We start from the raw sequence: 15,686 nt of genomic DNA on the forward strand, positions 1-15,686 counted from the left end.
TTCATGGTCTAGCGACCTTGGCACTCGTTTGTTGCCGTATCGCGTCGACTTGTATATAATACCACGCAGCACCACATATGTCAACACCTTTTTTGAAGTTTTTTTAAAGATTTTTACTGTACACTTGGCTACGTTGGCAAAAGAAGATGCTTAACCATGCTAAGTTTTCGCATCGCATTTTTTGACAAAACTTGCAAAATCTATCAAATTTTATGTAAAAAACGTGCCCGACAAAGAGTTTTCTCCGCCGAGCACGCCAAAAATTCTATAAGATGTTTTATTTTTCGTAAGTGAAATTGTTAATCTTGGGACGCAGATCATCGCCTTGTTGTGCTTCCGCAGAAAGAACAGCTTGCACCAAAATAGCATTTTCTAAGCGTTTCTTTTGCAGTTTGCAACCATATTCGTAAGGTTTAGAAATATCGCCGTTGATTAAATCAGCGTTAGCATGACAACCGCCGCTGCAGAAGAAACGAGCCCAGCATTGGCTGCACTCAGGCTTAGTCATAACATGAGTATGACGGAACTTTTGTACCAGTTCCGGTTTTACTACGCCTGTTTCCAAAGTGCCCAGCTTATACTGTTCGCGCCCAACAAATTGGTGACAAGGATAAATATCTCCATCAGCAGTAATAGCAAAATATTCATGGCCTGCACCACAGCCTGCCAAACGTTTAGCTACACAGGGGCCATTATCCAGCGCTACGTTGAAATGGAAGAAGTCGAAGGGATTGCCCTCGCGACGTCTTTCCAGATAAGCGCGCGCCAATTTGTCATATTCGTCAAAAATAACGGGCAGATCTTCCTCAGTCAGAACCCAAGGTTCATCGATACCCACTACAGGCTCTACAGAAATTTCCTTGCCTACTTTAGTCATATCCAGTACATCATCGCAGAAATGGGTGCTGAAATGAGTATAAGTACCACGCAGATAATAGTTTTTGCCTTCACGGCTGTCGATGACTTTCTTAAAGCCGCGTACTGCAGCATCATAGCTACCGCTCTTATTGGGGAAGGGACGCATAGCATCGTGGGTTTCCTTCTTGCCGTCCAAGCTCAGTACCAGCATAACACGGTTATCGTTCAAGAATTTGATGTTTTCGTCATTAAGCAGAGTACCATTGGTAGTCAAAGTCAATTTGATGTTCTTGCCGGTTTCCTGCTCGCGACGGCGCACATATTCAACAATATGAGTAACTACGGACCAGTTCATCAAAGGTTCGCCACCAAAGAGATCTAGCTCCAAGTTATGGCGTTTTTTACTACCTTCAATAGCAAACTCCACTGCCTTTTCTGCAGTTTCCTTGCTCATCAGCTGACGGCAGCCACCGAAAGAACCTGTATCAGCAAAGCAGTAACCGCAACGCAGGTTGCAATCGTGAGTTACCAAAAGGCACAAAGATTTAACGATAGGTTTTTCAGCGAAAGTAGGCGGAACATCGAAAGCAGGGCTGAACAGCAAGCCATCTTTTTGCAAGCCTTCCATTTCCGCAACTGCATCGCGCAAATCTTCTTCGCTATATTTATCTTTTAAAGCAGCAATAGCTTCTTCGCCATTGGTGCCGTTGTAATAATCGAGTAAGTCATAAATAACATCATCGACCAAATGCACCGCACCGCTGTTGACATCCAGCACGGCCATATTGTCATCAAGACGCATTTTATGTATCAACATTTGGTTCAACCTTTCTTTTTTACAGATATAACAACAAAATAGCCCCCTGCAACACACAGGGAGCTACAAGGCAATTATAAATTATTTGCTGTGTTCGCAAACTTGGTTGCCAACGGTGCAAGAAGTTTTGCAAGCGGATTGGCAGGAAGCCGGGCATTCACCGCAGCCGCCGGTGCGCAGAGTTTTGTTCAGCATAGCTTTATTAACAGTTTGGATATGTTTTCTCATGTTTATTACCTCCAAATAAAATATAATATGATATCATCCTTATTTTACCCTTTTTCTCCCCATTTGGCAAGAATTTTTTAGTGGATAAAAATATCGCGGATAATATTTACGTCCAAGCCCTTGGTTTGCAAAAAGCCGAAAAAGTACGCCTGCTCCAAGCGTTTTTTAAATCCTTCTAAACCGTTGCCGTCATCGGCCACAGTAACGCGATACATTTCCATAGGCGCCGCAGCGTAGGTAGCAGCTGTATTCAGCCCCACATGACCGGTTAACGCCCTGTAGAAACCATATTTTTTTGCTGCTGCTACAACTGTAGGATTATAGCTGCCATTGGGGTAGGCAAGAGTGCGAACGATATAGCCGTCAAACTTCTTCTTTAACCAATAGCGAGATGTGTCCAGCTCCCAAACCAAATATTTAGTATCAATCTTACCTAAAGGCCCATGACTATAAGTGTGAGAACCAAGCTCCATGCCTGCAGCAATCATCTCCTTGATTTCCGCCTCGTTCATGTGCAGCTTGTCGCCCATTTCTTTATTGATTACGAAGAAAGAACCTTTAGCATCGTACTTTTTCAACAAAGGCAGCACCACACCATGGTTATTTTTATAGCCATCGTCAAAACTCAACGCCACATATTTATCAACACTTTCGCCTTTTTCTAGGCGATGCGCCAAAGTCTCTACAGTAACAATGGTGTAGCCCTGCTCTTTTAAGTAACGCAGGTGGGACTCAAAAAGTGCCGGCTTCATAAGCAAGCTTGCAGGCCACTCCACCCCTTCTTCCTCACCGACAGCGTGATACATCAATACAGGAGCGCCTGTTTTGCGGTAGGCAGCGTATTCCTCCTGCCACCGTTGCCCGTTAACGAACCAAGCACCTGCACCACCTACCACTGCCAACAGTAATAGCGCCAGTACGCCATAACATAATTTCTTTATCATTTATCTGCTTGCTCCAATTCCATTCCCAATGCCACTGCCGTTTCCTGCAGTTTTTTCAGCCGATGATTAATACCGCTCTTGCCGATGCCACCAGCGTACTCCACCAAATCATTGAGGGACACATCTGGGTATTGCAAACGCAAGCGCGCCATCTCCTGCAAATTGGGAGGCAGCTGGGCAATCCCGCCGTGCTCATCAATATATTTGATGCAGGCAACTTGGCGCACGGCCGCCTTAACAACCTTATTGAGATTAGCGGTTTCGCAATTTACCGCTCTGTTGACATTATTGCGCATTTCCTTCACAATGCGGGCGTTTTCCAACTCCATCATAGCGTTATGAGCACCAATGACGCGCAAAAAATTAGTAATGCCTTCACCGTCCTTCAAATAGACGATATACTCGTTCTTGCGGTCTGTCAATTTCGCTTTAAGAGAAAAGGTGTGCATGACCTTGATAATGGTCTGAGCAAAATCTTCGTTGCCAGTTACCATTTCCAAATGGTAGTCACTAGTGGGGCGGCTGATGCTTCCACCACCTAGAAAAGCTCCGCGCAAAAAGGTACGCTTACAATTATGGCTTGTCAGAAGAGGATTTTTCAAATCACTTTCTACGCTCAACAGCTGCAGTTCATCCATAGCTTTGGCAACTTGGGGTGCAGGGATAACGTGGACTTGATACCTGTTGTTTTTCTTCAAGCGGCGGGAACGGGTAATAACAACCTCCGTTTGCACTTGGTAGTTGTTCTTCAGCATGTGCAGTACGCGACGAGCCAAAGCAGCATTTTCGGTGGAAAAGTGGATGCCCACGTTCATACCGCGGATAACAATAGCACCGCTCATACGCAAAAGTCCCAACAGTTCTGCCTTATCATCAGCTGCATCATTAGTTTCTATACGGGACAATTCATTTTTTACATCATTGGAAAAAGACAACGGGCTTCCTCCTTTCCAAAAACAGCAATCTGTAAATTATTTTTCTTCATCCTGACGATTCATTTTACGCATCCCTTGTCGCATAAAGAAATAATCAAAGAACTGCATTCCTCTGCCAAAAAGACGCAAGCGGTAAATCAACGCGATTAAAACTCGCGCCAGTTTCCGCGGGTCATGGCGGACAAGATCCTTCTTGCTGATCAAACGGGCAGGCACAACCGTAATGCCCAAACTGCGAATCTTATCAATATCAGGAGTAATGGGTGTAGAACCTTCTGCATGATATTGACGTAGCTGTTCCTGAGTCACAGCCTGACTATTAACGATAACATAATCAAGGAATTGACAGCCCATGTGGTCAACAAGCGCCTTAACATGTTCATAGGCACCGTAGCCATCGGTTTCCCCAGGCTGAGTCATTACATTACAAATATAAATTTTTACAGCCTTGGACTGAATAATAGCATCACGAATACCATCAACCAAAAGATTGGGAATAACGCTAGTGTACAAACTGCCGGGACCGAAAATCAGGACATCTGCGTTAATAATGGCTTCCATAGCTCCCTTAGCAGCAGGTGCATCCGCAGGCACCATCATCATTTTGGCAATGCGTTTCTTCGCTTTGGGGATTTCCGACTCACCGGTAACAGTAGTGCCATCATACATACGTGCACGTAGCTGGATATTCGCCAAAGTAGAGGGGATAACACGACCGCGCACCTTGAGAATCTGGCTGGTAGCATTCAAGCCTGCCTCCATATCGCCTTCCGCCTGCGCCATAGCCGCAATGAAAAGGTTGCCAAAACAATGACCGGCTAAAGGAGAATCGCCTTGAAAACGGTACTGCATCAAACGTTCCATCAATGGCTCGCGGTCCGCCAAAGCAGTAAGGCAGTTACGCAGATCCCCCGGTGGTATAATCCCCAGCTCCTTGCGCAAACGTCCGGAAGAACCACCGTCATCAGCAGAGGTAACTACTGCTGTACAATTACTAGTAATATATTTCATTCCTCGTAGAAGAGTAGATAGACCTGTGCCACCGCCAACAACAGTAATAGCAGGGCCATTAGTAAGCTTGCGCTGCATAAAGATAGTTTCCATCAAAGAGCCGTTTTTATCGGGCACAACTACGGAAACAACAGAACTTACCAAACGGCGTGTACCATAAATCATCACGCCAAAGCCAACAATGAGGAAAACAACGCCCATGCCCATAATCAAACCATTGGAATAACGACCAGTGGTCCAATAGGTCATTTGAAAAAGCAGTTCTTCTGCCTTCCCCATCAGCTGATAATTAAAAAACAAAGCCAAGCCCAAAGCACACAGCAAAACGCCCACTGCAAATAAAAGCAGCCAACGTTTTAAATTAATACCCGGGCACAGCCAACTAATCCAACCCATAGATGTCTCCTTTACTTGCTTTTGGGAATATCACGGTGGGTAACTTTGACGCTGTATCCCTGCTCCTGCAGGTGTTCATACAGCTTGTTGGCAATAAAGACGCTGCGGTGCTGACCACCGGTGCAGCCTACACTGATTACCAATTGCGCCTTCCCCTCGTTGATATATTGAGGCACCAAAAAATCCAGCAATTGCTCTTCCAACTTCAAATATTGGAAGGTCTGCGGATAGCGGCAGATAAAGTCTGCTACAGGACGGTCATTACCTGTTTGGCTGCGCAGCTCTTCCACATAAAAAGGATTAGGCAAAAAACGCACATCCAACACCAAATCGCTGTCCATAGGCAGCCCATGCTTAAAACCAAAGGAACGCACTACAATGCCCATGCGCTCACGAGCAGAACCTTCGCCGAACAGTTCCGTCACTTTGTCCTTGAGCTGTGCCGTAGTTAGGCTGCTGGTATCGATAAGATAAGTGGCTTTTTCCCGCAACGGCTCTAGCAAAGCACGCTCATTAGTAATATTTTTCAATAAAGTATTGCGTTCACCCAAAGGATGGCGACGACGGGTTTCCTTATAGCGGCGCACAAGGGCTGCATCATCAGCATCTAAAAACAATACTTCGTATTTTTGACCGCTGGCAGCCATTTCATCCAACACTTGCAAAAGATTGTTGAAAAATTTTCCACCGCGGATATCCACTACCAAAGCTACCTTCTGCTCGGAAGTTTGGCGGCAAAGCTCCGCAAATTTAGGAATCAGCGTCGCCGGTAAATTATCAATACAGAAAAAATTTAAATCCTCTAAAGTGCGGACTACTTGTGTCTTACCCGCACCGGACATACCTGTAATAATCAAAAAGTGTGACTGCATCTGCTTCACCCCTTATAGCTAGTTAGTACCTTTTATTATACCATATTCGTCGTCCTGCGTACATTGACAAAACTGCTTAGACAATAAAAATGCGGACTCCAATAAGGAATCCGCATCTCATTTTATCTAACACCCACAACGCCGAGGAATAAACCCAAAATACCGCTCATGCAGAGTACTTTAATAACACTCATCTTGTGACGGATGCACCATAGGGAAATAGGCAGAACAATACAGCCTATTAAATCCACCTTGGTAAAATTCTTGGGAATAGTTTCCGTATTCCACAAAGCCAAAATGATAAAGCTCAAACCTGCAGAACAAATCAACGCCACCACTGCCGGACGCAGGCCATTGAGAATACCACGCACCGGACCGATGTCACCATATTTGAAGAACAAATGCGCTAGTAACAGCACGATAATAACGGAAGGGAAAACAAATCCCACAGTAGCCGCTACTGCACCTGGTACACCAGCAACCTTAGTACCTACAAAGGTTGCTGCATTAATACCGATAGGACCTGGCGTCATCTGAGAAATAGTAAAAATATCAATGAACTGCTGCATGGTCAGCCAACCATGCTCATCAATAACCTGCGCCTGAATCAAAGGCATGGAAGCATAACCGCCACCTACGCAGAAGGCGCCAACTTTGACAAAGCTCCAAAAAAGCTCCCAATAAATCATCTTCACGCCTCCTTACGCATATTTTTTGTCACGCAACAGGAAGAAGCCAATCAACGCATCCACCAGCACTGCGTACATCAAATTAACATTGAAAAAATAGTTGGCAACGAAAGTACCGACAATAATCAGTAAAGGCAGCACCAACTTTTTCTTCAGCTCTTTCTTGAGCAAATCTATCATTACATTGATGATGATTGCCGTCGCACCGCACTGCATGCCCTTCAACACTAACTGAATATAGGTGTTGTTGGCAAAAGCATCATAAGCATAAGAAATCACGCTCAAAGTAATCAAAGGCGGCAGAATCGTAGCCAAAAGCGCAGTCAAAGTGCCTTTAAAGCCTGCCAAGCGGTAGCCCAAGCTAATGGCGGCGTTGGCAGCCACTACGCCGGGAGCGGACTGGGCAATAGCAACTAGGTTTAATGCTTCCTTATCGTCAATCCACTTATATTCATCCACAAACTTCGCTTTTAGCAGAGGTATGATGACAAATCCACCGCCAATAGTAAAGGCACTGATAACAAAAGTGGATTTGAACAACTTCCACAAAAGCTGTGGGTCCTCTATCTTACGCAATTCCAAAATAACAACTCCTTCAAGTCAAGATAGAGTTATTATAGCACATTTGCAGGCGTGTAAACATCAAAAAAATATGATTACATTCTAAAGATAAATGCACAAGAAACAAATTTATCTAATTTCACAATACTTTTCGAAAAAACTCTAAAGGTGAATGCTTGAAAATGAGTTACTCCTGATGCCGAGAGATATTTTCATAGAACGCGAAAAAGGGCGCGACGGCGTAGCACAGCTACGTCGAGCACCCTTTGACAAAATTATACGGAAATAAATTTTTTATTTCATAAGATTTTTTCGTAAAAACGCTAAAGGTGGATACGCGGGAATGAGTTAGTCCTGATACTGAGAGATATTTTCGTAGAACGCGAAGAAGGGTGCGACGGCGTAGCCCAAGCTACGTCGAGCACCCTTCGACAAAGTTATACGGAAATAGATCCAGTAGCAGGATTGACGAATCCCAAGTATCTACCGCAAATTACATCATGCCGGGCATGCCACCACCCATAGGAGGCATAGCAGGAGCAGCATCCTTAGAAGGTTTATCTGCAACAATGGATTCAGTGGTCAGAACCATAGCAGCGATGCTTGCTGCGTTTTGCAGTGCGCTTCTGGTAACTTTAGTAGGATCAACAATGCCTTCAGCAATCATATCAACATATTTTTCGGTGAGAGCATTGAAACCTACGCCTTTACGGCTGCGTTTGATAGTATCAACGATAACAGCGCCTTCTAAACCTGCATTGTAAGCGATTTGGCGAACAGGTTCCTCGATAGCACGTTTAACGATTTCTACGCCGGTCTTTTCGTCGCCGGTAGCTTTAATTTTTGCCAAAGCAGGTTGAACTTGCAGCAGAGCAGTACCGCCACCTGCAACAATGCCTTCTGCAACAGCAGCGCGGGTTGCGTTCAGTGCGTCTTCAATGCGCAGTTTCTTATCTTTCAGTTCAACTTCGGTAGCAGCACCAACTTTGATAACAGCTACGCCGCCAGCCAGTTTAGCCAGACGTTCTTGCAGTTTTTCTTTGTCGAATTCGGAAGTGGTTTCCGGCAGTTGTGCACGGATTTGAGCAACACGGGCAGCGATTGCTTCTTTGTCGCCTTGACCATCAACGATGGTGGTCATTTCTTTAGTTACGCGTACTTGACCTGCTTGACCAAGGTCAGCAATGGTAGCGCTGTCCAGTTTACGACCAACTTCTTCGCTGATTACGGTTGCACCGGTCAGGATAGCGATATCTTGCAGCATTGCTTTGCGGCGGTCGCCGAAGCCAGGAGCTTTAACAGCAACAGCTTTAAAGGTACCGCGCAGTTTGTTAACAACCAAGGTTGCCAGTGCTTCGCCTTCGATATCTTCAGCAATAATCAACAATTCACGACCGCCTTGTACAACTTTTTCCAATACAGGCATAATGTCTTGAATCATGGTAATCTTTCTATCGGTAATGAAAATCATGGGGTTGTTCAGAACAGCTTCCATTTTTTCAGCATCGGTAGCCATGTAGGGAGAGATGTAACCACGGTCGAATTGCATACCTTCTACAGTTTCCAGACAGGTTTCCATAGTCTTGGATTCTTCAACGGTAATAACGCCGTCATCGCCAACCTTTTCCATTGCATCAGCAATCAGATTGCCGATTTCGTCGTCAGCAGCGGAGATAGAAGCAACTTGTGCTTTCGCAGCTTTGGTTTCTACTTTTTGAGAAACAGCTTTCAGTTCGTCAACGAGCACGTTAACTGCTTTTTGGATACCTTTCTTAATAACCATGGGGTTTGCGCCTGCAGCAACATTGCGCATACCTTCGTTAATCATAGCTTGCGCTAAAACGGTTGCAGTGGTGGTACCATCACCGGCAACATCGTTAGTTTTAATGGAAACTTCTTTAACCAGTTGTGCACCCATGTTTTCAAAGGGATCTTCCAATTCAATATCACGGGCAATGGTTACACCGTCATTAGTAATGGTGGGTGCGCCAAATTTCTTTTCCAAAACAACGTTACGGCCTTTGGGGCCCAAGGTTACTTTTACAGCATCAGCCAAAGCATTTACGCCACGTTCCAAGCTGCGGCGTGCTTCTTCATTAAACAGGATTTGTTTAGCCATTTTTATCGCTCCTTTATATCAGTCTATAGCAATGTAAGTTATGATTATTTTTCAATTACAGCCAGCAGATCGCGTTCGTTGATCAGCAGATATTCTTTGCCTTCAAATTTAATGGGAGTGCCGGAATATTTTGCGAATACTACTTCATCGCCTGCTTTAACTTCAGGTTGAATCAATACGCCATTGTCGGTGTATTTGCCTTTGCCAACTGCAATTACTTTGCCTTGTTGGGGTTTTTCTTTAGCTGCAGTGTCCGGCAGGAAGATGCCGCTTGCAGTTTTTTCTTCTTGAACAACAGGTTCTACAACAACATGATCGGATAATGGTTTTAACATTTTCAATAACCCCTTTCGAGTCTTTATGATTAGTGAGTGAGAGTCTTTTCTGTTAGCACTCATTTTATCCGAGTGCTAATTACAGTTACTATTATATCCATTACGGCAAAAAATGCAAGTACTTGCACCACTTTTTTTACAGAAATTACACAAAAACGTCCTTCTACCACTGCGGAAGGACGTCAAGATTTACTGTTTTATTTCTCTTTCACTATAGGACCTGTCCAAGTGTTAATACCACCAAACTCCACGATATTGGTGTAGCCCAGCTTGGCGAGTTTTTGAGCAGCCTGCTTGCTACGGTTGCCGCTACGGCAATAAACCATTATCAGCTGTTCCTTGTTAGGCAGTTCTACCGGTGGTTGGGAACCAATAGTCTCATTAGGCAGCAATATTGCTTTGGGGATATGACCTTCGGCATACTCCGCAGGAGTCCGCACATCCAAAATAATATAATTCTTTTCCGTTCGCATCAGCTCCATAGCCTGTTTTTGGCTAACGCTTTTAAAGCCGCTGCCTTCTGCGCCAAAAGCTTTGCAACCGGTAACTACAAGAACAGCAATAATTGCTAGTAGGATAAATTTTAGCATGAAGTACCTCCGAAAATAAAGAATGTTTCTAATGGTCGCTTCTATCTTTTATTAGCTGCAGCAATAATGCTTTCTGCCAACTGTTTCAAAGAAATACGCTTAGCCATGCTAAATTGCTGCATCTTGCGATAAGCTTCCTGCTCCGTCATTCCGTGAGCAGTCATCAAAATTCCCTTTGCACGGTCCAAAAGCTTACGTGTTTCCAAGCTATCCTTCAACTGGAAGAGTTCATCATTCAAAGTCTGCATTTCGCGGAAACGGCTTTCGGCAATCTCCATAGCCGGGAACAACTGTTCCTCGCGAATAGGCTTAACAAGATAAGCAATAACACCTGCTGCCGAAGCTTTATCCACAATATCCTGCTGACTATAGGCTGTCAACAGCAAAATAGGCGCAATATTTTCACTGCTAATGATTTTCGCAGCTGTCAAGCCATCCATAACGGGCATCTTTACATCCATAATAATAAACTCAGGCTTCAGCTCACGTGCCAGCTTTACAGCTTCTTCGCCATTGGCTGCCTCGCCCACTATTTCATGCCCTGCGTCCGTCAGCATCTCTCGCAAATCAAGGCGCAGGATTGCTTCATCATCTGCCAATAAAATCTTCAACTTCTTCATTTTATTTTGCACCTGCTTTCGGAATCTTCACTAATGCAAGTGTACCGCCTTGCTCCCTATTCGTCAAGGTAAATTCACCCTGTAAATCCGATTCTGCCATAGTTTTAATAATTTTCAAGCCCAAACTTTTGCGCCCGGAAATCTGGAAACCTTCAGGAAGACCAACTCCATCATCGGCAATAGCCAAAGTATAACAGCTATCTTCCTCCGCAAAGTGCACCTGCAAAAAACCTTGATGGCGATCTGCAAAAGCATGCTCAATAGCGTTTTGCAAAAGTTCATTTAAAATCAAAGCAATACTAGTGGCTTTTTCAGAAGGCAGTTGAATCTCAGCAGCGCTAAACTCCGCCTGCAGTTGAAAATCAGGATCCAACATGCTGCTCATAATTGCTTGGTAGATACCCTTAGCAACCTTGCCCACATCAATTAGCCCGGAATCCTGTTGGGACAAATATTCATGAACAATGGCAATACTGTTAACCCTGCTGATGCAGTCCCGCAACACCGTCTTGGTTTCATCATTTTGGGCGCGACGTTCCTGCAAACGTAGCAGACTGGCAATAGTTTGCAAATTATTTTTTACACGGTGGTGGATTTCTTTAATAACAACGGACTTAATCAGCAGTTCCTCGTCCTTCTTCCGCAGTTCCGTAATATCCTGCAAAATGACGATAGCACAACCGCCTTTAGGTCTGGGGATAACGGGAAGCACGCGAATAGACAACAGCAGACCGCGCATAGTAAACTCCTTGCTTTCAGCAGTACCGGTATCCATAACCATGCCCACTAGCGGCCAATTTACCGCCACATCATTGGTACGACAGCCTACCGCTTGGGGTATCTCCATTACATCAAAAATGTGACGTGCTCTGTTATTTGCAGCAATAATCAGCTTATTGGGGTCCACCACGATAATACCGTCGGAAGCCTGCATCCGCTTGTAATGCGGATTATTGGCCAAAGCAGGCACCAGATGGCACAAAAGTTCGAAGCTTTGGGCAATAATAATATCGTCCGGAGTAGCGCCCTCAAAGCTAATGGCAGCATAGCACTGTCCTCTGGCATCACGTAACGGAAACACCGTCAGATGATTAAACACACCTAAAGACCATTCCCTTTTACCGGACACCGGTATATTCTTCTGCATAGCCCGCGCCACCATAGGCTCCTCCACAGCACGCAGTCTACGCCCTGTCATATCGGGGCGGTTATTATTGACTTGGGTCAAAGGCTGCGCCTGCTTATAAATCTGCAAGAACTTTTTATCCTCGCAAGGCAGATAAATTGTGACTACACTATGCGCCACATCCGCTGCCAAGCCTAATGCAACCTCCATGGTTTGTAAACTATTTCTCTGTTCTGCTGTTAAATTACTCAGCATGTTTCCCCTCTTCTTTCCAAAACTGTCCTTGTACACAGTTTTAGTAATCAATCCACTGTTTTATCCACCATATCCACAAACTTATACACAACCCAAATGGCTTATTTGCGGTCTTTTCTCTACTTTATCCACATTATCCACAGGCTTATGCACTTTTTGTACTTTTGTTTATCCAAGTTTCAACGAAGGATTTGCGTTCAAGTCCAGTGGACTCGTCATACCTGCCTGATACATAAAATAACCACGACAAGCAATCATTACCGCATTATCGGTACACAAAATCGGCGTTGGATGTACCAACTTGGCGCCAATGCCCTCCATTGCTGCAGCAAGAGTGTTTTGCAAAGTTTTATTAGCAGACACACCACCTGCCAGAACAATCTTCTTGTAACCTGTTGCCTGCATAGCATGGATGGCTTCTTTTACCAGTGCGTCCACTACTGCCTTCTGGAAGGATGCCGCCACATCGCTGCGGTTGACTTCGCGCCCTGCCTGCTCTTGGTTATGCAGATAGTTAATCACAGCGGACTTCAAGCCGCTGAAACTAAATTCAAAGGGTTTATCTAATTTCGCTAGTGGGAAATGCATAGCCTCAGCATTACCGCCTACTGCCAAACGCTCGATTTCCGGACCGCCGGGATAAGGCAGTCCCATCACGCGGGCGATCTTATCAAAAGCTTCGCCTGCAGCATCATCGCGGGTCTGACCTAAAAGTTCAAAGCTGTTGTAGCCTGTTACCTTCATCAAAGCAGTGTGTCCACCGCTGACCACCAGCGCCATGAAGGGAGGCTCCAATTCTGCATCCGCTAGGAAGTTAGCAAAAACGTGTCCCTCCAAATGGTTAACGCCGATTAAAGGCTTATCCGTCGCCCAAGCCAAAGCTTTAGCTGCAGAAAGGCCCACCAACAGCGCACCTACCAGTCCAGGGCCATAAGTAACGGCAACAGCGTCAATCTGCTCCATGGTTACGCCTGCCTGACTCAATGCTTCATCAATAACGGGCATAATATTTTCAATATGCTTACGGGAAGCAATCTCCGGCACTACGCCGCCAAATTTGCGGTGAATGACGATTTGGGAAGAAATAATATTACTTAAAACTTCCCTGCCGTTTTTTACTACGGCTGCCGCAGTTTCATCACAGCTGCTCTCTATACCTAAAATATAAATATCCTTTTCCTGTTTATTCATGACCGGCTCCTTCTTTGTACAGCCACATAATTACAGCATTTTCATGATTATCTTCGTAGTAATTGGGACGAATACCTTCGCTGGCAAAGCCACAGGTCAAATACGCCTTTTGAGCAGCAATATTGCTCTCCCGTACTTCCAAAGTTACGGCATCAGCACCCAGTTCCCAAGCTTTGTTTACCAATGCTGCCGTCAGCCTAGTGCCGTAGCCTTGGCCTCGTTCCGCCTCCACTACAGCTACACGGGTTACTTGCGCTTCCCCTGCTACCAACCAAAAACCGGCATAACCTACAAGCCTGCCCTGTTCTTCCATGACCAAATAGGTAGTCAGGCTGTTGTTGATTTCGTTCAACAGCATATTTTCATTCCAAGCATCATAAAAGGACTGCGCTTCCACACCTACAATGGCGGGAATATCTGCTACAGTCATCTCTCTAAAATTTATTGTTGTTGCTGTCTCTTCTCCCACAGTTCCTCTGCCTCTGATCTTCTAATATAGTACGGCTCTAAGCCAAAAATTTTCTTATCTGCTTCCGGATTGAATTCTTCCAAGGCAGCGAAAGCCACACTGCTACCCTTCGGCATCCGCAGCGCCTCCGGCGCTACCTGTACCCAATCGGGCAGGCCCTTCTTTACCAAACGGTTACATTCGCCCAACAGCAATGCAGGAGTGCCCTGCAAAGCAATGCGCTCCAGCGCCCGTTCAGCGCTGACTACTTCCACAGGCTCCAGTTCAATAAGCCTGCCAAACTGCCATTGGTACAACGCTTGGTAGAAATTTCCCTTTTGCGCATCTAAAACCGGTGAAAGCACTTTGCCTTCCAAAGGAATGTTGTAGGCCATAGCCTTCAATGTATCCACCCCATGGAGGCAGCACTGCCAGCTATATGCCATAGCCTCCGCCGTTGCCAAGCCAATACGCAATCCCGTAAAGGAACCGGGACCCATGCTAACAGCAAGCAAGTCGATTTCCTTTTTGGCAATGCCTGTTCTTTGGAGCAGTTGCTCCAGCTGGGGCAGCAGCCCCTCGGAATGGGTCATGCCCATATTGATGGTGTATTCTGCCAACAGCTTCTGATCACGGCACAGTGCCACTGTGCACACTTTAGTAGCTGTATCAATGGCTAAGGTCAGCATCTTTACCTACCTCCAACAAAAATTTTTCGTACCGCTCGCCCACAGGTGTCAGCACCGCCCTGCGGCCTGCCCCCTCCAAGCGTAGCTCCACCTGCAGCCGTTCTTCCGGCAATTGCTCTGGGAACAGTTCCGCCCATTCGATCAATGTCACGCCGTCGCCACCAGCGTATTCGTCAAAGCCGATATCTTCCAGTTCTTCGGCACGATTCAAGCGGTACAAATCAAAATGATGCACTTCCAGCTCCCTGCCCTGATAAATATTCAAAATGGCAAAGGTAGGACTGGTTACTTCTTCGGACGCCACGCCCAAGCCTGCAGCAACTCCGCGGCTTAGCAGCGTCTTGCCTGCGCCCAAATCGCCACTAAGGCAGAAAACATCACCGTCTTGAGCATGCTTGCCCAAAACGCGGCCTAAATTTTCTGTAGCAGCGCTATCTTTTAAATAAATCTCCATGGTCTGCTCCATCTTATAACAGGTCCGTGTTCCTCATTAGCGGGTCTTCCACATTCATATGGCCGCTAAGAGAAATAACCTTTTCTCCTTCAACAAGTATTTGGACACGCTTGATTTCCGGGAACTCCGTCAGCGTATTTACAATGGCATAGCACAACATCATTTCCCCGTAGGAACCTTGACCGCGTTTAGCAAGTTCCTTGGAAAAATCTGCATAGGCAGTGCCATCCTTATCAATCTTCAAGCTACGCACCTTGGCACCAATGGGTACTACATCATCCATTTTAGCATCTTGGGGTTTCGTAGTGCACAAAGCAATCAAAGCATTTTCCGGTACGCTTTTGCCATTATCATTAATGGTAAATTTTTCCGGTAATAGCTTTTCCATGCCGTTGGCAGCAGCGCGGTAGACTATAAAGCTTTGTTGTTTTATTTCCTGCTGTGGCGGTTTGGCAGGCTCGACAACTTTGTCACCATTGCCAAAGCAACCTGCACTTAGCAAAGTGCATAGCAGCACCAGCAGTATAACCAGCTTTTGCATAAGCATA

Annotated in this window: 18 protein-coding genes; all 18 read right to left on the minus strand. The window is 45.5% G+C overall.

Translation table 11 applies throughout. The features are described from left to right. Positions 1-277: 277 nt before the first annotated feature. The 18 genes from scfB to ACJMM4_RS06015 all read right to left on the minus strand — a co-directional run bounded on the left by scfB (position 278) and on the right by ACJMM4_RS06015 (position 15,679). Positions 278-1,675, minus strand: a complete 1,398-nt coding sequence (gene scfB, locus ACJMM4_RS05930) for a thioether cross-link-forming SCIFF peptide maturase (RefSeq protein ID WP_405383584.1) — start codon at positions 1,673-1,675, stop codon at positions 278-280. Between the two features lie 81 nt (positions 1,676-1,756). Then, a complete protein-coding gene (scfA, locus tag ACJMM4_RS05935; protein ID WP_293729689.1) occupies positions 1,757-1,903 on the minus strand; it encodes a six-cysteine ranthipeptide SCIFF in 147 nt (48 codons plus the stop codon). A gap of 77 nt (positions 1,904-1,980) precedes the next feature. Beyond that, positions 1,981-2,847 carry a polysaccharide deacetylase family protein gene (locus tag ACJMM4_RS05940; protein WP_405378360.1) on the minus strand — a complete coding sequence of 289 codons (867 nt, stop codon included), beginning with the start codon at positions 2,845-2,847 and terminating at the stop codon, positions 1,981-1,983. Further along, positions 2,844-3,782: a DNA-binding protein WhiA gene (gene whiA / locus ACJMM4_RS05945; protein ID WP_405378362.1), complete on the minus strand. Its 939-nt coding sequence runs from the start codon at positions 3,780-3,782 to the stop codon at positions 2,844-2,846. Before whiA ends, ACJMM4_RS05940 begins: the two co-directional genes overlap by 4 nt. Before the next feature lie 36 nt (positions 3,783-3,818). Then, positions 3,819-5,189 (minus strand): uridine diphosphate-N-acetylglucosamine-binding protein YvcK, encoded by a 1,371-nt coding sequence (gene yvcK, locus ACJMM4_RS05950; RefSeq protein ID WP_405383586.1) that lies wholly within the window; start codon positions 5,187-5,189, stop codon positions 3,819-3,821. 11 nt (positions 5,190-5,200) lie between these two features. Further along, positions 5,201-6,061, minus strand: coding sequence for an RNase adapter RapZ (gene rapZ / locus ACJMM4_RS05955; RefSeq protein ID WP_405378366.1), 861 nt, complete (start codon positions 6,059-6,061; stop codon positions 5,201-5,203). A 122-nt stretch (positions 6,062-6,183) separates the two neighbouring features. Continuing rightward, entirely contained in the window at positions 6,184-6,750 is a 567-nt protein-coding gene (locus ACJMM4_RS05960; RefSeq protein ID WP_405378368.1) for a chromate transporter, read from the minus strand. Positions 6,751-6,762: 12 nt separating this feature from the next. Beyond that, positions 6,763-7,332, minus strand: a complete 570-nt coding sequence (locus ACJMM4_RS05965; protein WP_405378370.1) for a chromate transporter — start codon at positions 7,330-7,332, stop codon at positions 6,763-6,765. A gap of 472 nt (positions 7,333-7,804) precedes the next feature. Further along, a complete protein-coding gene (gene groL, locus ACJMM4_RS05970; RefSeq protein ID WP_405378372.1) occupies positions 7,805-9,430 on the minus strand; it encodes a chaperonin GroEL in 1,626 nt (541 codons plus the stop codon). Between the two features lie 44 nt (positions 9,431-9,474). Then, positions 9,475-9,765: a co-chaperone GroES gene (gene groES, locus ACJMM4_RS05975; protein WP_405378374.1), complete on the minus strand. Its 291-nt coding sequence runs from the start codon at positions 9,763-9,765 to the stop codon at positions 9,475-9,477. A gap of 197 nt (positions 9,766-9,962) precedes the next feature. Then, positions 9,963-10,355 carry a rhodanese-like domain-containing protein gene (locus ACJMM4_RS05980; protein ID WP_405378376.1) on the minus strand — a complete coding sequence of 131 codons (393 nt, stop codon included), beginning with the start codon at positions 10,353-10,355 and terminating at the stop codon, positions 9,963-9,965. Positions 10,356-10,396: 41 nt separating this feature from the next. Then, a complete protein-coding gene (locus ACJMM4_RS05985) occupies positions 10,397-10,975 on the minus strand; it encodes an ANTAR domain-containing response regulator (protein ID WP_405378378.1) in 579 nt (192 codons plus the stop codon). Between the two features lies 1 nt (position 10,976). Continuing rightward, on the minus strand, positions 10,977-12,356 hold the full coding sequence (locus ACJMM4_RS05990) for a histidine kinase N-terminal domain-containing protein (RefSeq protein WP_405383588.1): 1,380 nt from the start codon (positions 12,354-12,356) through the stop codon (positions 10,977-10,979). A 168-nt stretch (positions 12,357-12,524) separates the two neighbouring features. Next, a complete protein-coding gene (gene tsaD / locus ACJMM4_RS05995) occupies positions 12,525-13,547 on the minus strand; it encodes a tRNA (adenosine(37)-N6)-threonylcarbamoyltransferase complex transferase subunit TsaD (protein ID WP_405378382.1) in 1,023 nt (340 codons plus the stop codon). Further along, positions 13,540-13,977, minus strand: a complete 438-nt coding sequence (gene rimI, locus ACJMM4_RS06000) for a ribosomal protein S18-alanine N-acetyltransferase (protein WP_405383590.1) — start codon at positions 13,975-13,977, stop codon at positions 13,540-13,542. Before rimI ends, tsaD begins: the two co-directional genes overlap by 8 nt. Before the next feature lie 11 nt (positions 13,978-13,988). Continuing rightward, positions 13,989-14,684, minus strand: a complete 696-nt coding sequence (gene tsaB / locus ACJMM4_RS06005; RefSeq protein WP_405378386.1) for a tRNA (adenosine(37)-N6)-threonylcarbamoyltransferase complex dimerization subunit type 1 TsaB — start codon at positions 14,682-14,684, stop codon at positions 13,989-13,991. Next, complete coding sequence (gene tsaE, locus ACJMM4_RS06010) at positions 14,665-15,138, minus strand: tRNA (adenosine(37)-N6)-threonylcarbamoyltransferase complex ATPase subunit type 1 TsaE (RefSeq protein WP_405378388.1); 474 nt, start codon at positions 15,136-15,138, stop codon at positions 14,665-14,667. Before tsaE ends, tsaB begins: the two co-directional genes overlap by 20 nt. Positions 15,139-15,151: 13 nt before the next feature. Next, complete coding sequence (locus tag ACJMM4_RS06015; protein WP_405383592.1) at positions 15,152-15,679, minus strand: GerMN domain-containing protein; 528 nt, start codon at positions 15,677-15,679, stop codon at positions 15,152-15,154. Between the last annotated feature and the right edge of the window lie 7 nt (positions 15,680-15,686).

The sequence above is a fragment of the Phascolarctobacterium sp. genome, assembly GCF_045124115.1.
Lineage (GTDB): Bacteria > Bacillota > Negativicutes > Acidaminococcales > Acidaminococcaceae > Phascolarctobacterium_A.